This is a genomic window from Roseibium album (assembly GCF_965233825.1).
In the GTDB taxonomy this organism is placed as follows: Bacteria; Pseudomonadota; Alphaproteobacteria; order Rhizobiales; family Stappiaceae; genus Roseibium; species Roseibium album.
Window position 1 is genome coordinate 3,594,757 of the sequence record NZ_OZ247583.1, and the last position, 23,851, is coordinate 3,618,607.

At 50.6% G+C, this 23,851-nt stretch carries 17 protein-coding genes; 12 read left to right on the plus strand and 5 right to left on the minus strand.

Annotated features, from left to right (window positions below):
• Window positions 1–62 precede the first annotated feature (62 nt).
• Both ACO6TI_RS16415 and ACO6TI_RS16420 read left to right on the plus strand, forming a co-directional pair.
• Entirely contained in the window at window positions 63–620 is a 558-nt protein-coding gene (locus tag ACO6TI_RS16415) for an FkbM family methyltransferase (protein WP_422382900.1), read from the plus strand.
• Window positions 621–774: 154 nt separating this feature from the next.
• Window positions 775–2,265, plus strand: coding sequence for a hypothetical protein (locus tag ACO6TI_RS16420; RefSeq protein ID WP_196998493.1), 1,491 nt, complete (start codon window positions 775–777; stop codon window positions 2,263–2,265).
• 451 nt (window positions 2,266–2,716) lie between these two features.
• Here ACO6TI_RS16420 and ACO6TI_RS16425 read toward each other — a convergent pair whose 3' ends face one another.
• Window positions 2,717–4,771: a hypothetical protein gene (locus ACO6TI_RS16425; RefSeq protein WP_422382901.1), complete on the minus strand. Its 2,055-nt coding sequence runs from the start codon at window positions 4,769–4,771 to the stop codon at window positions 2,717–2,719.
• Between the two features lie 698 nt (window positions 4,772–5,469).
• Between ACO6TI_RS16425 and ACO6TI_RS16430 the strand changes: the two genes are divergently transcribed.
• Both ACO6TI_RS16430 and ACO6TI_RS16435 read left to right on the plus strand, forming a co-directional pair.
• Window positions 5,470–6,909 (plus strand): hypothetical protein, encoded by a 1,440-nt coding sequence (locus ACO6TI_RS16430; protein WP_422382902.1) that lies wholly within the window; start codon window positions 5,470–5,472, stop codon window positions 6,907–6,909.
• A gap of 39 nt (window positions 6,910–6,948) precedes the next feature.
• Window positions 6,949–8,385, plus strand: a complete 1,437-nt coding sequence (locus ACO6TI_RS16435) for a lipopolysaccharide biosynthesis protein (protein WP_422382903.1) — start codon at window positions 6,949–6,951, stop codon at window positions 8,383–8,385.
• Window positions 8,386–8,665: 280 nt separating this feature from the next.
• On the opposite strand, the gene ACO6TI_RS16440 is transcribed toward ACO6TI_RS16435, so the two are convergent.
• The gene (locus ACO6TI_RS16440) at window positions 8,666–9,727 is read right to left on the minus strand and encodes an acyltransferase family protein (RefSeq protein WP_422382904.1); all 1,062 of its coding nucleotides are present in this window, start codon (window positions 9,725–9,727) and stop codon (window positions 8,666–8,668) included.
• Between the two features lie 369 nt (window positions 9,728–10,096).
• Complete coding sequence (locus ACO6TI_RS16445) at window positions 10,097–11,203, minus strand: glycosyltransferase (RefSeq protein WP_196998496.1); 1,107 nt, start codon at window positions 11,201–11,203, stop codon at window positions 10,097–10,099.
• A 500-nt stretch (window positions 11,204–11,703) separates the two neighbouring features.
• On the opposite strand from ACO6TI_RS16445, the gene ACO6TI_RS16450 reads away from it, so the two are divergent.
• From ACO6TI_RS16450 to ACO6TI_RS16475, 6 genes are all read left to right on the plus strand, one after another.
• Window positions 11,704–12,624: a glycosyltransferase family 2 protein gene (locus tag ACO6TI_RS16450; protein WP_422382905.1), complete on the plus strand. Its 921-nt coding sequence runs from the start codon at window positions 11,704–11,706 to the stop codon at window positions 12,622–12,624.
• A gap of 187 nt (window positions 12,625–12,811) precedes the next feature.
• Complete coding sequence (locus ACO6TI_RS16455) at window positions 12,812–14,035, plus strand: glycosyltransferase family 4 protein (protein WP_422382906.1); 1,224 nt, start codon at window positions 12,812–12,814, stop codon at window positions 14,033–14,035.
• Between the two features lie 97 nt (window positions 14,036–14,132).
• A complete protein-coding gene (locus ACO6TI_RS16460) occupies window positions 14,133–14,753 on the plus strand; it encodes a polysaccharide deacetylase family protein (RefSeq protein WP_422382907.1) in 621 nt (206 codons plus the stop codon).
• A gap of 11 nt (window positions 14,754–14,764) precedes the next feature.
• On the plus strand, window positions 14,765–15,982 hold the full coding sequence (locus ACO6TI_RS16465) for a hypothetical protein (protein WP_196900919.1): 1,218 nt from the start codon (window positions 14,765–14,767) through the stop codon (window positions 15,980–15,982).
• Window positions 15,979–16,740 carry a PHP domain-containing protein gene (locus tag ACO6TI_RS16470; RefSeq protein ID WP_029065221.1) on the plus strand — a complete coding sequence of 254 codons (762 nt, stop codon included), beginning with the start codon at window positions 15,979–15,981 and terminating at the stop codon, window positions 16,738–16,740. The genes ACO6TI_RS16465 and ACO6TI_RS16470 overlap by 4 nt, the downstream gene beginning before the upstream one ends.
• A gap of 9 nt (window positions 16,741–16,749) precedes the next feature.
• The gene (locus ACO6TI_RS16475) at window positions 16,750–17,946 is read left to right on the plus strand and encodes a glycosyltransferase (protein ID WP_422382908.1); all 1,197 of its coding nucleotides are present in this window, start codon (window positions 16,750–16,752) and stop codon (window positions 17,944–17,946) included.
• A gap of 36 nt (window positions 17,947–17,982) precedes the next feature.
• On the opposite strand, the gene ACO6TI_RS16480 is transcribed toward ACO6TI_RS16475, so the two are convergent.
• Window positions 17,983–19,197, minus strand: coding sequence for a glycosyltransferase family 4 protein (locus ACO6TI_RS16480; protein ID WP_196905442.1), 1,215 nt, complete (start codon window positions 19,195–19,197; stop codon window positions 17,983–17,985).
• Window positions 19,198–19,511: 314 nt separating this feature from the next.
• Between ACO6TI_RS16480 and xrtD the strand changes: the two genes are divergently transcribed.
• Both xrtD and ACO6TI_RS16490 read left to right on the plus strand, forming a co-directional pair.
• Window positions 19,512–21,122, plus strand: a complete 1,611-nt coding sequence (gene xrtD, locus ACO6TI_RS16485) for a VPLPA-CTERM-specific exosortase XrtD (RefSeq protein WP_422382909.1) — start codon at window positions 19,512–19,514, stop codon at window positions 21,120–21,122.
• 286 nt (window positions 21,123–21,408) lie between these two features.
• The gene (locus ACO6TI_RS16490; protein WP_422382910.1) at window positions 21,409–22,752 is read left to right on the plus strand and encodes a nucleotide sugar dehydrogenase; all 1,344 of its coding nucleotides are present in this window, start codon (window positions 21,409–21,411) and stop codon (window positions 22,750–22,752) included.
• Between the two features lie 176 nt (window positions 22,753–22,928).
• Here the strand turns inward: ACO6TI_RS16490 and ACO6TI_RS16495 are convergent, their stop codons facing one another.
• Entirely contained in the window at window positions 22,929–23,681 is a 753-nt protein-coding gene (locus tag ACO6TI_RS16495; protein ID WP_235808848.1) for an ExeA family protein, read from the minus strand.
• Window positions 23,682–23,851: the final 170 nt, after the last annotated feature.

Here is a 23,851-nt window from a genome sequence, read left to right on the forward strand (position 1 = left end):
GGGGAGGATCAAGGCGCAAACGAACTGCTGCTGGTGCAGCCGCAGTTGATAGTTTCGAAGCGTTGCTGAATGAACTAACTCCGGCATCGCTTTGTCTCGATCTTGGTGCCAATGTTGGGGAGTTCACTGAAAAGCTGGCAGCAAAGGCAGGACATGTTCATGCCTTCGAACCTGATCCCTGGACCTTTGAGCGTTTGAAAGAACGCGTGGGTAGTTTACCCAATGTAACGCTTCATCAGGCGGCGATAGGCGTCAAGGACGGTACGATCGCCCTGCGACGACCACCCGAATTTGCCACTGATCCTGAGCAAGCATCGGTTGGCTGTTCCATTGTTGCCGGTGTCGATGACAATTGGAGTACCGTCGAAGTGAAAGTGGTTGATTTCTCGGCATTCGTTGAGAGTTTGAACCGCACGGTTGACATTGTCAAAATGGATATCGAGGGAGCCGAGGTCGACGTACTCGAGCATTTTCTGGAATCGCCGCTGCGTGATACTGTCGGCGCAATGTTTGTTGAAACTCATGAAGTGAACATGCCGGAGCTGCGGGATCGAATTAGCAAACTGCGTCGGTCTGTAAGTGCGTTAAGGAAGCCGGTTATCAATCTCGATTGGCCATAGACATTATATTGCAAGATGTAGTGTCAAAGCCGTTGCCTTTGAGTTTGTCTTTGCTGAGATTCGCGGAATCATTTTTGCGAGCCAACTTTCATAATTTGAAAAACCTTTGAAACCTATTAATCCAAAAACAATTCTCGGACCAAGGGTACACACAATGGAATTGATTTATCCTCGAGTGCTTGATGGGCAGTTCCTGATCGGCGATGCTCTTGCCGAAATTCAGGCTCGACTGTTGGAACAAGGGGCAAAATCAAAATGTGTTGGTGATCTTCCGTTCCTGACGTTCGATCCAATGCAGCTTGTTGTTGTGAAAGATTCGAGCAACACAGTGATCGGGGCACTTCTTGGAACACCTGTAGATAGCGAAACAGGTGTCGTTTCCGGTGAATACCGGCTTTCAGTGCCATTGAACGACGACATTGATGAGTTTGTTGAAAAGCAGATCTATTCGCTTTCAGGATCTTTTGTTTTTGTTCTTTTGGCAGATCAAGCGCGTCGGATTTATCTAGATGCCTGCGGATCATTATCGCTTGTTTATGATCCAGAAAGACGCACGGTCGCCTCGACATCCTCGCTGTTGCTAAAAGGCAATGAATTATCTGACCGTTTTGACCGGGAGTTGTATGACTTCCTGCGCGTCGAGCGAGACGGATGGTTTCCGGGTGGACTGACCGGACACATCGGGATCAAGCGCTTGATGCCGAATTTTTATCTTGATCTTGAAGACTTTTCGACCCATCGGCATTGGCCCATTGAACCGGTTGGCGAAACATCGGACCCTTCTGACACATGCCAGACCTTGCTGAATGAAATAGGAAATACTGTTAGACACCTTACGGAGCACGGTACCGTATCAGTGGCACTAACCGCTGGTAACGAAACTCGCATGATACTTGCTGCGTCCAAGGATTTTGCGAATAAACTGAATTTTGTGACTGTGAATGCGGATACACATGCGGCATCTATCGATGTAATTCACGCCTCTGACATTGCAAAGCGCTTCGGCCTGAAGCACGAACTGATACCTCTCGTAAAAGCCGATAATGCCGCAGCCGACGAATGGCGTTCAAGAAACGGTTATTGTTTCGGTGGGCCGCATATTTACAACCATCCGACGATAGCTGCTCTAAAAGCGCGTGATTACTTTGTTGGCGGGCTAGGGGGAGAAATTGGTCGTGCATTTTTCTGGCGACCCGACGACACCCGTGAAACAAAGCTGGACGCAGGAACCATTACAGCGCGGCTTGGGATGCCGATTAGCAAGGCTGTGACCGAGGCTGTCAGTATCTGGCTCGATCAGACGCAGGGCTTCGATTCATTGACAACTCTCGATCTGGCCTATTTGGAGCTGCGAATGGGTTGTTGGGGTTTTGCGGTGTCTTATGGCGACTACACCCCAATCGATATACATCCGCTGATTTCGCGAAGGAGTTTTGTGGCCATGTTGTCGATGCCCCCTGAATGGAGGGTCATGAAAAACCTTACGAATCCGATGATCCTCGAAACCGTGCGTCTCGGATGGCCAGAACTTCTTGAGACACCACTGAACAAGTTTGGTGACCACCGTGATCGCTTCTCCAGAGTAAGAAGAGCGATCAAGCAACCGCATCTCGTGCTCAAGCGTCTACGTAAACGCTTTGGCTAAGGGCTTTTTCCAGAACGAGGTTCGGTTTGGTTCGAGATTGTTTGGTGTCGATCTGCCAAGGCAGCTTGGTTGCGTTTGAACGGATAAAGTATATTTAGGATCCGCGCTTGGGCTTGGTTCTTGGCCAGCATAAAGAGACCAAGCCAGGTCGAATACGGCATCTTCATCGGCTCAAATACGCCTAATCCGACACCCATGTGCTCGCGTGAAGTTTGCGCGTCGCTCCGTGCCACTGAATTGAGCAAGCTTTAAGGCAGCATTTGTCTCGGTCGATTTGAATTGCACCCGATAACCAGTTTCCATTGGATGGAACGGAACGCTGGCTTAGTGAGATGATGTGGTAGTGAACCAACGACGATCAACATGAATTGAGTTTGAGTATTGTGCGTTTATCGAAACTCGGTTTCTGTCTCGATCTTGCGGAAGCTTACCGTTGTTTTACAGGAAATGATCAACCAAAGGCGCCGATATTTACATTGTGCCAGTCAACAGATGCATTATTGAAGTAGCGAGACAAATCGAACTCTGGAAATTTTGACTGAATACGCGAGACTATCGCCAAGGAATTTGTCCCTGTGCCGTCCAATACGCCAGCCGCGGCAGGTTTCAAGTCGTAAGTTGTATAGTCTCGATAAACGTTCGGTTCTTCGATGTTATTGTAGATTGCAGCACCTTTGCGAAAAAACAAATCGTCAAAATGCTGAGACGAGGACAGCCCGGTTGCCACATTTGCCATAAGAAGGCCGATTTTGCCTTGCTTGGAGCGAGACAATTTTGGATCAAGGCCGCCGTGAAAGGCATTGTTGAGCGCGATATGAATTGTATTCCCGGTGTTGCCGAACCCGCTGAATGCCATATGAGAACGGCGCAGTTCACCATCCAGGTCAGGAACGATTGTATTGTTCAAGTAAACAATCTCACCAATTGGCCCAAGTTGCTGGTCGACGAAGCCCGCATCTCTATTTGAATTATTGTCGATACCACGTCCGTCTTTTAAAGCGCAAACAAAATGGTTCATCAGGAAATAAAGGTTGTGTGAATCCTGGTGAGTGAAGGGAATTCCGAGACCGGAACGAATGTAGTTTCCGAAAATGAGGCCATTCATTCCGGAGGTATGATTCGGGCGCCCGTATATGCTAATGCCGTTCCCATGTCCCCCGCTAACTTCACCAACCCGATTGAAGGCGAGGACGAAATGATCAAGTGCGTGGGGCCGGATGCCGGTCCCTCCAGTATAACCTACATCATTGTTGGAAATGTTTATGTTGCCATTTGGTCCAGACACTACGACCGATATGCCGTGGCAGTTTTGAACCCGCCTGATTAAACATCCGACAACACTACTGTTACGGCACCGGACCAACGACAAGGCTGATGCGCCGCCGCCGTTTGCAGCGGAAACCATGCCTCGAAAAGTGCATGAATCGAAAACGATGCCTTCTTTGAAAACCGTATTAACATTGGTACGCGATCCGACCAACGGTCCCTGGTCGGCGTTCTGATACTGCTGAAATATCAGACCTTTAAATTGAATGTGGTTGTGGACATCGATATTAAGTCCGAACGTGCGGGTCCCGACGTCGATGGGCTGGTCGTTTGGATCGGCAAATGGCCAGGCCCAGATTCTGTACTTGTCCCTCCCGATGGACCTTGAGGCGAATTGCCCGGGACCATCCAGGTTCTTAAGGGCGTTGGTGATCGTATAGTTTCCAGAACTGGAGTCTCTCGCCGGCTCATGAAAAACTGTCCCGCCGACCGCATCGAAATCGGTAATTGGGAGCATTTCTGAATTGTTTCCGGAGTGGTAGTGGCGAATGATGTAAGCGTTCTCAAGGTCACTGAACGATTGAAAGGCACCAAGGCCTTCCGGGTCTGTCAGGCTTTCAGGTGTCGCGGAATCGGAAGTGCGAAAATATGGTACCGCAAAATTTCCAAACAGCCTGTCGTGATCGAGACGCCCGTCGACATAAAATCCGCTGGCGGACTGGGGCAAATAGTATTGCTGGCCGTTTTGGTGCAGGTTGTAGGTGAGTGGGCCGGTAGGACTGTCGTCACCGTCAAGATCTACCCACCAGAGATTCCGGTAGTTTTTGTTCCCACCTGCTTCCTCGGCAGACTGGCAGCGTTTCCAGGTTCCAGAAATTGGATCGCCCCCGGACAAGATAACGGTGTCACGGTCTATTGCAGTAAAGGTGATTGGTCGGCCTTTTTCACCAGAGTTCGTTCCGCGTCGAGCGCCGTCCATTGAAATACGGTAGACGCCTTCCTTTAAGCCGACAACGTCACCGGGTTTGGCTATCGCCCATGCATCGTTCGGATCAGTAAATGCGTCTTCGGAAGACATCCCTGTTTCTGCGCCGGTTGCATTCGCGTCAACCCAGATATCAGGCTCTTTGGGTCCGACGTAATTCGCGCGCGCTGGTTCGTTCATTTCGGAGGATGCCTTGGCCAAGGTGGACCAAGAAGACATCATTGGAGCGGTCAGGCCACAAGCCAGGCCAGTCAAGATGTCTCTCCGTGTGAACGAAACACGAGCAGGGTCTTCATTCCTCATGACGTCGTGACCTCATTCATCATTCAAAAGTATAAATCCCAGGCATTTCATGGACGATCCCAATCAGAAATACATACTCTCTGGTGGTTGATTGCCGATCGCTTGCTCCGCCAGATTCTGTTGTCCATAGCCTGGATCCTGTCTATTTGTTGAAGCCTGTTCAATGACTTTCCAAGCAGATGACCGAAAAATTCATTCGACGGAATGTAATTAAAAACGTGCGTCCATAATTCAATTCCCAGCGTCAATGCGTCGAATGGTTCTAGTAAGACCGGAATGTGTGCATTTGTTGATCCCGTTGAATTTTGAATGTACAGGCTCAAATCTTGTACAACCAAACTGGACTCGCCAATGCGTTGAAGGTGATGTGCAAACGACTTCTGACCGTTGATCAACCTGGCAATCGGCACATTGAATTTATTAATCGTATCTATGGTAGTTGGGGAGCAGGATTCATTTGGCAAATGAACGTGAAAAACCTGTCGGCGGCACTCAAAATACGAAGGATGTCTATCCAGCCGAACAAGACAACGCCGCGTCTATAAGGTACTGCACCTACCCGGAAAGACGTCACGCCAATACAAATGTGGTAACAAATTTGCTGAAAACACTTCGAAGGATACGATTTTGGTGATGAAAAGGACATCGGCGTGACTCGGAGCAAGGAAATCAATCGCATTAACTGGGTACCGGTATTGCTGCTTCTCTCGCTTTATATCCCGGTTTACTTTTTCGTTGGACCGGTTCGCCTGACTGTTTATAGGGTCATTCTCCTAATTGCATTTGTCCCGCTTTTACTTAGGTTGATATCAGGATCAGTAAAGGTTTATCTGTTTGATGTAGTAATAATAGCTTCGTTTTTTTGGAGTGTGTTAAGTATATCAATAATTCATGGGTTTTTGGAAAGTATCGAAGCGAATGCTATCTACTTCATAGAGGGTGTCGGTGCTTACCTTTGCACAAGAACTCTAATCAGTAATCGGCAGGAGTTTCTTGTTTTTGTGAAAGTTCTGTTTTTCATGGCGCTAATGATGGTGCCATTTGCACTATATGAGTCGATGACCGGACAGCCAATAATAATGGACGTGTTACGAAAGGCGTTCTCGGTTCCTCCCTCCATTGTTCAGGATAAAAGACTTGGGTTGGAAAGATCTCAAGTCGTGTTCGAGCATTCTATTCTGTTCGGTGTGTTTTGCTCAAGTATATTTGGCATGACGTATTATGTGCTAAATCGTCAGAGCAATATTTTTGCTAGGGGAGTGCGTCTTTTTATTGTTTCGCTAGCATCTTTTTTGTCGATTTCAGGTGGCGCCGTCCTTGCAATTTTTATCCAGTGCATCTGGATTGGTTGGGACAGGGTAACAATGCTTGCACGTATTCCCAATCGCTGGTGGCTCCTTACATTCGGTTTCGTTGCGGCATATGTCGGCGTCGATGTTCTATCCAATCGTTCGCCCTTTCATGTCTTTGTGTCGTATCTGACTTTCAGTCCTGGCAGCGCATACAACAGAATTTTGATCTGGCAATACGGAACTGAGACAGTCTCCGCTTTCCCGTTCTTCGGGATTGGCATGGGCCGCTGGCTTGGACCCGAGTGGATGGGTGACAGCATAGACAATTTCTGGCTGCTTTTGACGATGCGGTATGGAATGCCCGGAGGGATTGGCTTCATCATCGGCATCATCATATTGATGACAAAGCTGGGAGGAGGCGCGATAAGCGACCTTGAACTGAGCGACTATCGCAAGGGCTACATGGTAAGCCTTGGCGGACTGATTGTCGCTGGATGCACAGTTCATTATTGGAATGCGACCTACATTCTTTTCATGATGATATTGGGGTCCGGAGTTTGGATATTGAACGAAAAAACTAGTTCGGTACCGGAGAAACTACCTGAATTGGAAGAAAGACGGAGTCGAGCGTTCCTTCGCAGGAAGGCAGCCCTCGCCACTATGAGCGAACAAGGCTTAGCCGCCGAGGATTCACTTGCCGCCAATGTCAAAAGAAGACGCAGTTCATCAAGAGAAAAATCGATTCAACGTTCTCGGGAGAACCGTACCGGTGCACTTTCGCGAACACAAAATCAATAGACGTCGACAGGTCTTCTCAAGAAGCCGAATAGAAACAAAATGAAAAACTTAAAGCTATTGTCTGGCGTCGTCCTGATTGGTGGCAGTCAGACTATTCGCGTTATCGTCAATCTGCTTACAATTGCTGTGCTTGCGCGCTTTGTATCGTCCGAAGAATTTGGTCTTATTGCGGTTTTGACTTCGATCACGTTGATAGCGAACTACTTTGGTGAGTTCGGATTGAGCGTCTCTATCATTCGTCACCAGGGCAAGGGACTACAGCGGGTCTGCAATCTCGTGTTTTGGTGGACGGTTATTCTGTCTAGCACAATTGGCACAGCGCTTTTTTTCGCGTCTGACACGATCGCAGCACTTTTGAAAAATGACGAGTTTGCGCAGTTGATCAGCGCAGCAGCGCTGCTTTATGTCATTGTTGCTAGTCGAAGCGCGCACAAGGCATTTGTTGAAAGAGCAATGCGATTCAAGTTGATCGCAATCATCGAAGTTGTTGGAGCGCTGGTTTCGTCCTGCATCGCAATCGTGTTGGCGATAATGGGGGCGGGTGTATGGGCACTGTTGGCGCAGCAATACGCTCTGGCCGGATTTCTAGCCCTGGGTTACATGGCATTTTCCGGATTTCGGCCTGGCTTGCCCCGGCGACTTTTTGATGCGCGATCTTTGATAAAATTCGGTAGCCAACTTACACTTTACCAACTTTTGAGTATCGCCGGAAATTATGCGGACAGGCCGATAATTGCTCGTCTCCAAGGCGTTGAAAATCTGGGTTATTACTCAGTCGGCAATCAACTCATACAGTTTCTGGTGTTGCACATCTCTTCCGCTGTCCAGCGAGTTATGCTGCCGGCTCTTTCTTCGATCCGTGAGGATATGGAAATGATGCGGCAGTCATACCTTAAGGTTATGCACGCTATTTGTCTTGTTACACTGCCGAGTATGGTTGGTTTATCTCTGGTTTCAGATGAATTTGTTTTGATTTTTCTCGGAGATAATTGGGCGCCAACTGGGCAAATCATCGCCTGGAACGCACTTGCAGGGCCGTTTCTCGCACTAAACTGGTTTAACTACACGGTTATCTTGACCTTGGGCCGCGTCGGACTTCAACTCATTCTCGGTGCTGTCCAGGCCGCGCTTACGGTTCTGGCCTTTTCGGTCGGTGCATATTTCGGGATCGACATGGTGGTGAAACTTTTTCTTCTCGCAACACTTGTCATCACAGTGCCCATTTGGGTTGTCACTGCTAGGTCGCTTAAGCTTCCAATCATTCAGACGCTTAAGCAACTCTCAGTTCTCTTTATGAACGTCGGCATCATGGCGCTCGTTATTTCATTGGTTGATCCATTGGTAACTGGATCAACTATATTCCGACTTGTCTGTCTTTCCACTCTGGGCGGAATAATCTTTGTGGCTATGGAAATGGTTTTTGAGCGTAAGAAATTACTGGGGTTTCTGAAGAGAAAACAGAAATTGCGCGCCTGAATTCTCGTGAAAGGACGTTCAACGCCCGCCAGTATGAATGTCGATCAGGCTTGAAGAGTCGGGAGTGTGTCTTTCCGGACAAATGACCCAGCACACCTTAGTTTGGTCCATTCAAACCAAGGCTAGTAGCAAATTAATCTGCTGACATTGTTGGGTCATCCCGTTGAAGACTCTCCGTTGGTTAAGGTCGGCGTGATCATAATTTTCCTGAGCTATTGTTCTGGTGAATTGACGGGTTGCTCCGGGCAAGCGCGCATTCAGTTGCCTGTGCCGCTCCCGTCTAAGCAGGCTCAAGACGTTTCATAATCGGTTTCAGGCTGTCGAGTGAAGGTTTTTCCACCAAGTGCCATGAGAGTATTGCGCAAGCCAGTGTGAGAGGGAACGAAAGGGCGATATTCAACACAGGAGTATGTTGGCCCCAGATCCAAATCGCCAGTCCCTGCAAAGGAAATGCGTAAACATACATACCATAAGAATAGTCCCCGACATTGTTATAGCTACGCAGCACACCTGTTGGTACGTAGCCGAACCAAAAGACCGAGTAGGTAAGGGCAGCTGTAAACATAACATCCGTGATCGGTGAAGTTCCAATCGACGCGAATATTGCGTACCACAGCGCAAAAAGGCCAATTGCAACAATCGGTGACAGTTTTATTCGATCTCGCCAAAACCACGCCGCTGTCCCCATCGCAAACGGCAGCGCGAGTTTCAGGAAAGCTTCGATCTTGCCTGGAAGCGGTAAGGAGGCATAAAAAACGAAAAGCCAACCTGCCAGTCCCGCCACCAGAAAAAGACTGGCCAGAGCCCTATGTTTCAGTATACCGAAAACGCCCGCCAAAAACACACAAACATAACAGCCAACTTCGTGAACGAGCGTCCAGATGGAGCCCTCGACTTTTGGGTAGGGGTTGTCTGTGAAGACACCCGGTAGCTCGAATTGGAGTTTAACCAGACCGATATTCTGAACGATGAAGGACCATGTCTCGAAGGCCAAAAGGTATTCGGCGATCGGCATGCTGGTCACCATCGGTCCAATCAATAAAGCGACAAACAGTAGGGAAACGACCAATGCAGGAAACAATCGCAAGACGCGAGCAAGCGTAAATCGAGTTAGGGTGGAGGATCGAAGATAGCTTGCCGTAATCAGAAAACCCGAAATTGCGAAAAAGATCTGAACGCATATCGAACCGAGTGAATGACCAGTTGCCAGAAATAACGGTTCGACAGTTCCAGGCCCGAGAGCGATTGGCCAAGCATGGGACACGAGAACGCCGGTTGCTGCAAGCATGCGCAAGAGATTGAGATTGTTGTCACGTCCTTTTGAAACATCTTCAAGTATCATAAACAGTAACCAATTGCTTCAAGCGATCTTAGTCGCCGCGAACGAGCGGCTGTTTCGCAAAAAAATCCCAAATTGTGCTTCGTACGAATGAGTTCGACAATAAGGCCTCAACAAGCACTACAAACTATTTGTCCAGGCAAGAATGTCCAGAGCTTAAAATATTAAGGTCATAGCGTAGTTGATCAGGGACGATTTGAAAAGACCCTCAAAAGTACAAGAATTCGTATCTTACGCCTATGTTTTTCTACTACTCTCACTTATCTACCAATCGCTGCAAAAGTGTCACAAGCCGTGTTCATGGAAAACGATAGGCGGCGCTGGTCTATGGTTCCTTACCCGAATACCTTGTCAGACTGAGACCCGTTCAGGCTATTTCCCGAGAATTTCTCGCATATCGTGTGCCACATCATTCAGGCAAGAAAAACTCCCGCCATCTATGAATGACGGCATGTACGACCTGGCCTTTGCGCCGAGGACCGGATTTTCCTCAAAGGTCCGACAGGTCTCGTTCAGCTTGTTGCCAAGTTCTGTCGGAAGTGCTCGGCCAAGTGGCAGTAGATTCTCATGGCGTTTCGACATGTCTTTGTTCGCATAATTATTGGTTATTGTGCGCATGCCGAAATGCGCCATTTCCAAAGGAGGGTAGCTGGGATGAGGTGAAGCCATCAACGATACGCCAACAGCCGATCGGCACAGTAGAGCCCCGTAGTCTTCCAGACTGAGTTTGCCAAGGGACTTGAGAGTGTATCCGTTTCCGAGCGGAATATCTTTGTGTTTCAAACCTGCCGAACAAATGGTCCACCCGCCTTTCTCGGCTGGCCTGTTTGCCGGCATGAGCTTCGCAAAGATCTTTAGGCCGTCTTCGAGGATGGAAAAACAATTACGGTCTATATTGCGCCGACCATATACAAGAATGATCCGCTCTTTCTCTGTCGATTGCAGACTGTCAAGGAATGGACGGATCGCAGGCGACATTACTGGCTCCAATACATAGGATTTGTCGCATTTGTTATTGAGTGCTTGAAAGTATTCAAGAAGTTCGTTTGTGTTGAATATAATATTCTGCGGAGTATGAGAGTTTATTGCAGCTGTCGCCATAATGTTTGCTGATGAAAACGGATAGAAATTTGGCTCGTATTCTTGAAAAATGTAGAATTTGGTCAAAACGGATTGAGAAAAATATGTTGCCTGAGCTTCGAGAACATCGTCCAGATTGAGTGCAATCCACCAGTTATAGACAAGAAACAGATCGCGCCTGCGTGTACCAATCGTTCGACCGTCAACTGTCAGGCTTTCGATAGTGACTCCTGAAGGGTCTGTAAGGATAGTGTCTTCGGGGTCGTAGCGATCTTCAACAATAACCCGAACATCGAGAGGGAGGTTTCGTGATATTGCTGCCGTCAACTCGAAAAAAAAATCCCGCGTCGTCGTGACGCCTCCAAACGCTTTCTTTTTGGAAAGAGATGGCAGGATCAAATTTAGTCTGGGCCTTTCACTTGGGTCCGCGACAAAACTGCAAGGCCTAATTACTCGAGATTCAATCGGTACCGGATCAAGGGCTCGCCGGCAGTATCTGAGTACGTCGCGAAGATGGGATGGCATCGCCTCAATTACGCGTGCCTTTGTTCTATTCATCAATTATTGCTTTCCCGTGTACAGACTAGATTGGCGGCAAATCGGCCAAAACGCGATGAAACAGCGTGCAGTAATGGCATCTTCAGCCTTTGTTGTCCAACAACGGCTGATGAACATAGTAAACAGCTTTTTGAGCCGATTTCGGATAGCTGAACTTCAAGCTGAAAGCCGTGATATGTCTGTCACTCGCCCGCAAATAAGTGGTATTCGAGACAATCCTTTACCAAAAGAAATGTTTTTTTGCCCGAGTAAACGAAACATCTGGAATATCAGCGGATATTCATCTAGATCAAGGTCCACTATTGCGGACACTGAATTTATTTCTTAAGCAGGATCGCCGAATGGATCTTTCTATCGTCATTGTCAATTGGAACACAATTGACATGCTAAGAGATTGTTTGCAGAGCTGTTATCGGAACCTGGAACCCCTTGATGCTGAAGTAGTTGTAATAGACAACGCGTCGTCCGACGGCTCAGCCGATATGGTTGAGAGTGAATTTCCAGACGCTGTCCTGATACGAAATAGCGAAAATAGGGGATTTGCCGCAGCGAACAACCAGGGTTTCACGCGTTCGAGGGGCCGCCACATACTATTGTTGAACTCCGACACAGTTGTACATGGCGACGTGTTGAAAGAGACCGTACAGTATTTGGACGCTCATCCAGATATTGGTGTGCTGGCCTGCCGGGTTCTCAATCAGGACGGCACCATGCAGCCCAATACGAGCCAGTTTCCATCGCTTTTGAACCTCATCATTTTGTCAAGCGGGCTTTGGCGTTTCAAGTCTGTGCCGCTTTTCGACCGCTATCGCATGCTGAACTGGGATCGCCTCGATGCGCGCGACGTTGACGTTGTAGCCGGCTGTTACATGGCCGTTCGCAAAAGCGCGATGGATGAAGTTGGCGTCCTGGACGAGGATTTTTACTTCTTCGGTGAAGAGACGGACTGGTGCGTTCGTTTTCGTGAGAAAGGTTGGCGTGTACATTGCGCACCTGTCGGTGAGATTACGCATCTGGGCGGAGGCTCTGCCCGTAAATTGAATTTCAAGCGGGATGTCATGCTGACGAATGCGACCATAAAGCTGCATCACAAGCATCATGGAATCGTGAGCGCCACAATTGCATGGATACTGCTCTTGTTATTCAATGGCAGTCGTTTTTTGTTCTGGAAAGTCTATGGGCTGCTTACGCGCAAAGAAGCAGCGCAACATCGTGCGGATCACTTTCGCAAGGTCGTAGCTGAAATGCCAAGGTGTATTTAAGGAAATAGCATCTCGTCAGCAGTATTTTGCAATGCACGAGACAATAAATTGAGATCGTTCATTAGAAAGCCTTTTGGAGTAGGTTAACTATGTGTTGCAGAAACTCGCGAGCCAGCCAGAAATCGGTGCTGGTTCTGAGAACGTATGGGTTCTTGGCTGATTGGGTGCATGAAACTCCGGTGAAGTCATGAAGCCGAGAGAAAAGATGCGTGTGCTTATTGTCTCGTCTCATTGTGAACGCGACGATGTTGGTGAGAGTTTCAATGCTTACAAATGGATTCGAGCTCTCTCAAAGAGATGTGAAGTTGTGCTCGTTACACAGTATAAATCCCATAGCGAGCGTCCGTCGAAGCAAATTCCAGAGGCCACTGTCATTGAGTGGCACGAATTCGATTGGTTCCGAAGGTTCGAGCGTTTTAATGCGATGGCAAAGCCCTGGTATCCTTACTATTATTGGCGGGCGAGACGCGAGATAAAGAAACTCATTGCCGATGGGCAACAATTCGATGTTATGCATCATCTGATCCCCATCGCCGTCCGTTATCCGAACCCGTGCGCAGGTTTGGGTATTCCCTACATTGTCGGGCCGTTGTCGGGTGGATTGCGGACGCCTGAAGGTTTTGTTGAAGACGTTGGCAAAGCACCATTTTACACTCGGTTTCGATATTCCGACAGCATGAGAATGCGTTACGACCCACTGCTGCGGCGGTCGTACTCGGACGCCTCTTTGGTACTCGGTGCGGCCCCGTACCTGAAAGACATTCTGTCTCCGATTTCACTAAAACGGTTTGAGGTGGAGTGCGAAGTCGGAATAGATGAACTCGCTCAGAATCCGGAGCAGCGCAGTCCGGCTGGCAAACCCCTGCGACTACTCTATGTCGGCCGTGTCATCCGAACCAAGGGTCTGCGAGACGCCGTGCGCGCCATCGCACATCTTCCATCCGAATGCGACGTCCTGCTTACTGCTGCAGGTGCGGGTGAAGACCTCGACATGTGCCGGCAGGAGGCTGAGAAACTTGGGGTTGCTCACAAAATCAATTTCTTGGGGAAAGTTGATAGGTCAGAAGTCGAGCGTTTGTATCGAACGCACGACATATTCTTATTCCCAAGTTTCAGAGAACCGACGGGAGGCGTTATTCTGGAAGCGATGCGGTATGGCTTGCCGGTAATCTCGTCAAATGTCGGTGGTCCGGGTTTCCTTGTCACTGATGAAAGCGGCATTGCCGTGCCTGCTGAAAATCCGGAACAGATGGCTGCGGATCTTAGTGACGCAATCGTTAAAGTTGCGTCTGACTCAACGCTGAGAAAACGTCTCGGTGATGGTGCTAGGAAAAGAGTGGAGCAGGTAGGGCTTTGGGAAAGCAAGATCAATCGCATGATCGGCTACTACGAAGAAACCGCACAATTGTAAATTCACCTTTCCTGGCGAAACCAAATCGGAGTGACTGTGGTGCGACATGCGGAATAGCGAGTTTCTAATTGTCAATTTTCATGGAATTGGTTCGCCGATGCGGCCCCTGGAAGACGGGGAGGCGCACTATTGGATCAGCGAGGAGCAGTATCACCGGTTTCTTGATCTGATCGCCCCGGTCAAGGACAGGGTCCTTATTACATTCGACGACGGCAACCTGTCCGATCTGGAGATTGGCGCAAAGGGGCTGGAGGCAAGAGAATTGACTGCGACATTCTTCCCCCTGGCCGGTCGTCTGGACGAGGAAGGCTCTCTGGGCAGCGTGCATCTGCGTGAGCTACTGGGTCTCGGACACAAGATCGGATCTCATGGGTATGACCACGTGAGTTGGAAGCATCTCGACGACGCCTGCACGCGCAGGGAACTTGTAGACGCCAAGGCGCGTTTGGAAGACTGCACAGGCGAAAAGATCACCGAAGCTGCCATTCCGTTCGGACAGTACGGAAGATCCACTCTCGAACGACTGAAATCCAACGGATATGAGCGTGTCTTTTCAAGTGACGGGGGCGGGTATTCAGGTACGCCATACCCAATACCGCGCTGGTCGGTACGCGCTGATACATCACTAGAGGCGGTGGCACTTTTTCTGTCGGGCCGGGAAAGCATCGTCAGGAGCTTGCGCCGCTCACTCGCCAAAGCCAAGAAACAGATCCTTTGAAGATGAAACCAGTGCAAAACGCAAAGACTGTCCTCATTGGCTTCGCGGATGCCCTGGCTGCGCCCGAAGTGTTTTTCAGCTTGTATCACAAGGGATACAAGGTGCGAGTGTTTCAGCGTCAGGATACTGTTGCCCCCTTGTCTAAAATTCTTCCGGTGGGTGAACCCTTCCTGATACATGCACCCGAGCAAAGTGCCGATCTGGCGACACGGGATCTGGCCAACCTGCTTCGCAACAATCCGGACATCGATGCGATGCTTGCGCTTGACGATACGAGTTTGTGGCTCGCAAACGAGGCGTTAAACAGTCTTGGCGACGCGGAACGCAAGCCCGTTTTGGCGAACGCTGTCGGAGTACAAAAGGACATTGCCCTCGACAAGGCTAGACAGATCGAAGCTGCAGAGGCCGCAGGTCTGGCAGTTCCGCCCACAATCGTTGCAAGTTCGCGGGATGAAATTTTCAAGGCATCAAAATTTCCGGCAATCGTGAAACCTGCTCGCGCAGTATCGCTGGACCATGCCGGTCGGATAAGGAAGGGAGATGCCCACTACCTCTTCGACCAGACAGACCTTGAAACGCTTCCCGGCGAACAGGCATTTTCCTTTCCGGTACTTGTTCAACCACTTATTCATGGAACGGGTGAGGGCGTTTTCGGATTTGCGGGAAAGGATGGGGTCGCACAGGTTTTCGGACATCGCCGGATCAGGATGATGAACCCGCACGGGTCAGGCGCAAGTGCCTGCTGCGCGACAAGACCCGCGGATGACCTGATTGACAAGGTGAAGACCTTCATAGCGTCCATTGGTTGGCAGGGCCCGTTCATGGTCGAGTTGTTGACCGATGAGGAAGGCAATAGCTGGTTTATCGAACTGAATGGCCGGCTGTGGGGATCCACGGCCCTTACGCGTCGCAATGGTTACGACTATCCAGGCTGGGCCGTCGAACAGGCATTTGATCCGGGCTTTCATCCCGACGCATCGCCCGGTTTCCCCGACGACCGACGGGTTCGTCATCTGGGGCGGGAAATTCTGCACCTTCTCTTCGTGATCAAGGGACCAAAGAGCAAGTTTCATGCGGAGAGGTGGCCGAACTTCTTTCGTTCCGCCTGCGGCGTTTTCTCACTTCATTCACCATCCGGCTTCTATAACTATGACCGCGCTTTTCCGCTCTTCTTTCTGCGGGAAGCGGCATTCACCGTTGTGAAGGGGATCAGGGGACGCAACAGATGAACCGGACGCTCAATGTCGTTCTGCATGCGCATTCCCTCTGGTCCTATGATGGTCATTGGACGCTTGCGGAGATTGCGGATTTCTTCGGTGCCCGTGGTGTTGACGTTGTCATGATGAGCGAACACGACACGGGATTCGAACCTGCGAGTTTTGATGACTACAGGGCCGAATGCGCCAGCGCATCAACCGGGAAATGTACATTGGTTCCGGGAATTGAATATTCTTCTCCCGACAATGACATTCACATACTGACCTGGGGGCTCGATCATTTTCTGAGTGAACACCAGCCGGTTCTCGAAACCTTGCAAAAGGTCAAATCCGCAGGTGGCGTCGCGATCTTCGCCCATCCGGTCAGGCGTCAGGCCTATCTGAAGTTCGAAGAGGCATTCGTTCCCTATCTGGACGGCATCGAAGTCTGGAACCGCAAGTCTGATGGTGTGGCACCTGGCAAGGAAGCAAAGTCCCTGATTGCCAAATCCGGGCTGTCCGCCACCGTCGGTGTCGACTTTCATCATATTCGCCACTATTGGCCGTTGACACATCGCACCAACGTCTCGGGCGACGACCTGGAGCAGGAACTTGTCAGGGCCATCCGGGAAAGGAGGCTGCAGCCGATGTTGATGGGCCGCAGTATCCTCAACGCGCAGGACGAGATTTCGACACCGTTATCAGAAGCGCTGGAGAAGCTGAGACGGGGCCTGAAACGCTTAAGACCGGGTTCTGGGAGCAAAAACAACAAGAAAGCCGGCAAGAGGTAGTTCCTGAAGATGGCCAAAGTGATTGTGCATGTCTCGGGAGACTACCCCGATAGTTGTCTGCCGGGAAAAACAAGGGCAGTCAGCAGTCTTGTCGAAGCTGTTCACGAAACATTCGACCAGCACGTCTACTCGATCAATCGGGCGTCCCCATCCGCTGCTTCGGCACTCACGACACTTATTGGAAATCCGGCAAAGCCCGCGTTCGGTATCGGCTTTGAACGCGAGAAGGATGGCGTAACAGCAATTCGCTATGAGGGATTGCCAGGTGGTCTTTACATGCAGGCCTCACTCTTGCGGCTGGCGGACAGGATCGCCGATGATCTGGTCACAAAAGGCATAAGGCCCGACCTGATACACGGCCACAAGTTGTCCATTGAGGGATTGATCGCTGAAAAACTCAGCGAATATATCGGGTGCCCTTACGCGCTTTCGATCCAGGTAAACACGGACCGAAAGATCTTGAAATTTCGCCCGGACCTTCTCGCCAGTTATCGACGGATCTACCACGGAGCAGAGCTGGTGTTCCCCTTTTCCGTGATGGGCCAGCGCGTTTGTGACAATGCACTCGGCGCGCGCACAAAACCGACCATTCTCCTGCCGTGCACGTCGCCCGAAGACCGGATAATTGCACCGCGCGTTGTCGATCCCGTGTTGGCGTCCGTTTTTCATCTCAAGGATTATCGCAACAAGAACGTCGCCGCGTTGATAAAGGCAAGTGCAGAGATTCAAAAGCGGCACCCCGCCTATGCATTTCACCTTTATGGGGGCGGGGCGGCCGAACAGGAAACAGCGATCGACAAGCTGATTGCTGATTGTCAGGCGACCTCATTTGTGCGAAAAGGCCCAATCCCGCACGAAAATGTCCAGTCAATGCTCAACGGTGCCTGCGGTTTTGCGATGGTCTCGAAACGCGAAACCTTTGGCATGGTCTTTCTTGAGGCGCTGCTTGCGGGATGCCCGGTTGTGTTTCCAAAGGATTGGGCAATCGATGGGTTTTTCGACGAAGCCTCATTTGCTCTCGGCGTGTCGGCGAATGACGGATCGGGCATCGAAGCCGCGATGGAAAGACTGGTTGTCGAGCAAGTTGCCTTGAAAAAGGAACTGGCAACTTGGCAGGAATCCGGCAAATTATCGCAGTTTCAGCGGAAAAATGTCATCGCGACCTATAAAGACTCGGTTTGCGCCGCACTCGACAAGCCAAAATGAAGCTTGTGGCCATGCTACGTCGCAATGACGGCGTATTCACTGAGAGACGCTGACCGATTCAGTGATCTTCGCAGCTTCCTTTGGCTGCAAAAGTGTCCGGTATGCATCCAGCAGGGAATGTTTCTCCAGATCCCAGTGGAATTCTCTTTGTGCACGATGCGAAGCATAGGTCGCCATTGTGGTGCGCCGCTCAGGGTCGCCCAGAAGGTCAATCATACCCTGCGCCAGGCTTTCCGGCGTCTTTTCAGGGACGACATGAGCGGCTTCTCCGGCGTCGATCTTGGCCTGCTCAAGCTCGAATTGCACGAACGGCATTCCAAGCGCCATGTACTCGAACACCTTGTTCATGGAGAGCTTGTCGTTGCAGACATTTGGCGGGTCGGGGATGACGCCGATATCGCATGCGGACAATTTTTCAAGGAGCGGCGCTCCTGAGAGATATCCGGTGAATTCAACATGGTCGAGCAGATTGAGTTCGGCCGCAAGTGCGCGCAATCGATCATAATCGGGGCCGTCGCCGATAATGACGCAGCCGATATCGTCTCTACCTTGACCATTGACGATATGGTCCATTGCCCGCACGAGATACTCTACACCGTCCTGTTCGGCCATGATGCCGACATAACCCGCCAGATAGCGCCGGCCTCTTTTTGCACTCTCGTCCGGAGTGGTTCTCTTGAACCGTTCGATATCTGGAAAGCTTCTGACGACCCAGACCTTGTCCGGCGGCATCTTGCCCGTTTCAATGGCTCTTCCCTTCAAGGTTTCGTTCGTTGCAAGACTCCCGTCTGCAAGCTTGAAGGTGCAGCGTTCGAAAAATGTCAGCAGCTTGTGAAAGAAGCCCTTTTTGCCGAATTTGACTTCATAGAGCTCCGGATTGATATCGTGCTGGTCGAAAATAAATTTTTTCCCGAAAAACAACTTGTAGAAGAGCGCAACCAGAAAAATCAGGTCCGGCGGATTGCAGGCATGAATGGCATCGAAACCATGTCTCCTCAGAACCTTGAGAGACAGCCGCATTTCATGGAAAAGCGCAGCTGAATATTCAACGAGGTAACCGAGAGCTCCGGATGCTTCCAGCGGCAGGTTGTGCCTGTAGATATGAATGCCGTCCAGAGTTTCCTCTAGGAGAGTATGCTTCTTACCGGTAGGGCAAATAACAGAGACTTCATACCCGGCTTGCCGAAGCGCTGTCGCCTCCTGCCATACCCGGCGGTCAAACGGGACAGGAAGATTTTCTACGATTATCAATACTTTTCCCAGAACAGGCATTGGCTTGTTGTACGTTTCTACCAACTATCCAACTCCTCGGTACACAAATCAAAAATCAAATCAAGCAAGGTATATGGCGAACCAGTTTGCAAGGTCAAACAGAGTCTGGCCAAATCCAATATCGATCCGAAATTAAGCTTAATTCGTCAATTGTTTTATTCAAATTCTAATGATGCTCGCATTCTCACCAATAATTTAGTTACAAATAGGGCCGGAATGTAGGTATGTAGAGTTCAAAGATCAGATTTGAATTTCTGGGTTACCGAATTTAACGATTTTGGACGGAACATTTTATGACTGTCGACTTTCGAAACGATGAACACGGTGAGTCTACCGACTATGCCTCGCTTGCGACACGCGCAATTCCGTGGATCTTGGTTGCGTCACTCGGGGCGGCCGCATTTTACTGGGATGGGTTGATTTCCCTGGGATACGCATGGGCGCGGCCGGAATACAGTTACGGCCCGCTTGTTCCGCTCATCACCCTTTACATGACGCTTCTCGAAATCAACCGTCATCCGGTCAAAGCCGATCACGGCAGTCGGATTGTTGGGTTCATTGTTCTCGCTGCCGCTCTCCTGATCGGCTTGGTTGGGAACCTCGTCGAGATTCCCGACATCATCACCTACGGCTTCATTCTCTATATTGGCGCGCTGATCTTGCTGCTGGCTGGCACCAGGGAAGGATTCAGGTTCTGGCCCGGCTGGCTGCACCTGATCTTCATGCTGCCTTTGCCTGCCTTCATTTATCTGCAGGTTTCCACGCATCTTCAGGCTGTTTCCGCCGAACTTGGTGTTGCGGTCATTCAGCTTATGAACATTCCCGTATTGCTGGATGGCACGGTAATCGATCTTGGCGAATACAAGCTGCTCGTGGCTGAAGCGTGCAGCGGCCTTCGGTACCTGTTCCCGTTGTTCAGCTTTGGCTGGCTGATGGCTGTGCTTTACAACGGTCCGAACTGGCACAGGGTCGTGATCTTTCTGGCAACAATTCCAGTCACAATCTTGATGAACAGTTTCCGGGTCGGCATGATCGGGGTTCTGGTCAACTACTACGGAATTGAACAGGCCGAAGGTTTCCTGCACTATTTTGAAGGCTGGGTAATCTTTATCTCCTGTACCGCCATCCTTTACATTCTGGCCTGGATCCTGTCGCGCTACTTCTCATTCGGAAGAGAGCGCCCCGCCTACATCATCGGCATGGACTATCAGGGTATGATGGGGCCTCTCAAGAAGCTCCCGTCTCTCAAGGCAGGCCGTGCCTTCATCTCCGCCGCGGTTATTGCGTTGCTTGCGGGCATCGCCTGGCAGATGACACCCACGCAAGAGCCTGCACCGATCAATCGGCTGCCGCTTGGCATATTCCCGATGAATGTCGAGAACTGGCAGGGACGGGCAACGATCCTCGACAGAGACATCGAACGGGTTCTGGGCGCTGACGAATATCTCCTGGCGGATTTCAGTGACGGAGAGAAGGACATCAACCTGCTGATGACGTTCTACAAGTCTCAGACAAAGGGCTCCGGCATTCACTCTCCTGAAATTTGCCTGCCAGGTGGCGGCTGGGAGGTTTCCCAGTGGCAGCAAAGGACAATTACAGTTGGAAGCGATGGCGAACAGCAGAGTTTTCCGGTGAACCGCGCAATTATCCAGCAGGGACTTGAACGCCAGCTGGTGTATTTCTGGTTCGAGCAGCGTGGTCGCCGGATCACGAATGACTTCGAAGCGAAATTCGCATCGATGTGGGATACGTTTGCTGATGGTCGATCTGATGGCGGTCTTGTGCGTGTCGTCACACCTCTCACGCGGACGGAAGATGTTGAGCTCGCCGACGAGCGTTTGCAGAATTTCCTGAGCAGCGTGGTTCCGCAATTGCCGAGTTATTTCCCGGCAATTGAAAACTGAGAACAGCGCTGAGCGCACAACATCGCGGTCATTCGCTTTCTCCGAGCGGAGACTTCAGTTGAAAGTAGTCAGTTGAAGAGCACCCGGCAGGACATTCGCAGTCCGGCCGGGTGTTTTTGTGTCTGGAGAGTTCTTTGGCCCGAGTGATAACCCAATGAACGAAAGCGTAGCGGTTGAATTCCATGAACCGCTTTCCTTTTTTGATGAACGCCGGTGAAAAACAGATAAACATCTCATTCTGATTTTTTGCCGGGCGCGCGCATGCTCAACTGACCAGGACCCCAAGATGGATACGGAAAACAGGAATAGCGTCAAACTGCTGGAAATGCTTGAGAGCAAGCAGGCCAGGATCGCGGTAATCGGTCTGGGTTATGTCGGCTTGCCGCTTGCCGTAACCGTCGCGTTGCGTGGGTTTTCCGTTACGGGTTTTGACATCGACGCCGACAAGATCAGTCGACTGGAGGAAAAAAGGAGCTACATCGACGCGGTGACAGACGAGATGCTCAATGAGGCCTCTCGGATCGGATCTGTGAACTGGACGACCGATTTTTCAGGGTTGGCGAAATGCGACGTAATCGTCATTTGTGTCCCGACACCACTCACGCGCCATCGCGAACCAGATCTGTCCTACGTTGAAGATACGGCAAAGGTCATTGCGCAAAACATGCTGGAGGGGACCCTGGTTGTTCTTGAGTCCACGACTTTCCCCGGGACAACAAAGGAAGTTCTTACACCGGTTCTGGCCTCAGGTGGCCTTTGTCCCGGCAAAGATTTCTGGGTTGCCTTCAGCCCGGAACGAGAGGATCCCGGCAACAAGGATTATCGCACGCATTCCATTCCGAAGATCGTTGGCGGCGATTCTGAAATCTCACGGAAATTGGCCGTCTCTTTTTACAGCAAGGTCGTGGACGAGGTTGTGCCCGTTTCGACGACCAGCACCGCCGAAGCAGTAAAGATCACGGAAAACATTTTTCGAGCCGTCAACATCGCGCTCGTGAACGAACTGAAGGTGATCTACGACGCGATGGGAATAGACGTCTGGGAAGTGATCGACGGCGCGTCAACCAAACCATTCGGCTTCATGCCTTTCTACCCCGGGCCGGGTTTGGGAGGGCATTGCATCCCCATCGACCCGTTTTATCTGACCTGGAAGGCCCGCGAATTCGGCCACACAACCCGGTTCATTGAGCTAGCCGGCGAGATCAACGTCAACATGCCTCAGTTTGTCATTTCGAAGTTGCGTGAGGTCCTGGATCTGAAGTGCGGGAAGGGGCTCTCGACCTCACGGATTTTGCTTGTCGGAATAAGCTACAAGAAGAATGTGCCGGACATGCGGGAAAGCCCGTCAGTCACGTTGATGGACATGATGCTGAAAAGCGGGGCGGAAGTTGATTTTCTTGATCCTCATATCGACAGGATCCCGGCCATGAGAGAGTTTGCTCATCTTCTTGGACGGGAATCCGTAAGCTCTGTGGAAGTCGGGGACGCAGACTACGACGCCATTCTGATTTCAACGGATCATGATGCAATTGACTATGAAGCGCTGATCCGCCTGAACGTACCGATCGTTGATACACGAAACGCCATTGCCCGGCGGGGTCTGCCGACTGAAATGGTCTCAAAAGCCTGAGGCTTTGGTTCCGTTTCAAGCCGCAGTGAACTCCCGGACCGACACCGGTCCAGCTACTGACAGCGTCAACAACGCAAAAACGCGGACCCTGGGCCCGCGTTTGTTTGATAATTCAATCAGGTTCTCTGCTATGCGTTCACGAAGCCTGCATCCGCCTCCAGACGGTTCTCAGCGCATCACTGCGGCAATGCAAGATCCGGCTGTACGGCAAACACACCAAAGCGCCGTTTATCATCGAGCACTCTTTTGACGATGTCAGGTGTTATTTCCTCTGCTTCCGTGGCGAAGCCGTAGAGCAGGGCTGTATCGCACAGCGTATTGATCAGTCGCGGGGTGCCCTGTGTCGCGTAATATATCAGATCACAGGCTCCTGGAGTGAACAGGGCTCGTTTTGCGCCAGCAACTTTCAGCCTGTGCGCGATATATCCGGCAACTTCCTGCTGCTCGAGGAACGACAGATGGAAGTCGGACGTTACCCGTTGAACGAATTGCCTCAAGCTCGGCGCCGCGAGCAGTGTTTTCAGCTCCGGTTGTCCGCTCAACACGATCTGAAGCAGTTCCCGGTCATGCGTGTTGATGTTGGAAAGCATCCGCAGTTCTTCGAGCGTTTCCGAACCCAAGTTCTGTGCTTCATCGACAATAAGAACGGTGCGGCGGCCGGCCTCATATTGCTCGATGAGAAAATCACGAAATTGCTTGTACAGCTTTACGTGTGAGTCGCTATCAAAGTCCTGATCAAACGCCATCAGGATCCATTGAAGCAATTCTCCGGTGCCACCCGTATTGTCGAGCAACCCAACCTGGATATCTCCCGGCAGCTTGCTGAGCAGGTGTTGAATGAGCGTTGTCTTGCCGGCACCGACTTCACCGGTCACGACGGTGAAACCGGCGTGGTTGACTATTCCATATTCCAGCATGGCAAATGCCATGCTGTGCGGTCCCGCCCAATATATAAATCGGGGGTCGGGAACCAGTGCAAAAGGCTTCATCAAGAGACCGTAATACGGCTCGTACATCATCGACCCCGAGGTGCGCGATTGTTCAAATTTTGGTTCTTGTTGCATCAGCTAAAGCCAATAAAATTGCAATGCTTCGACTG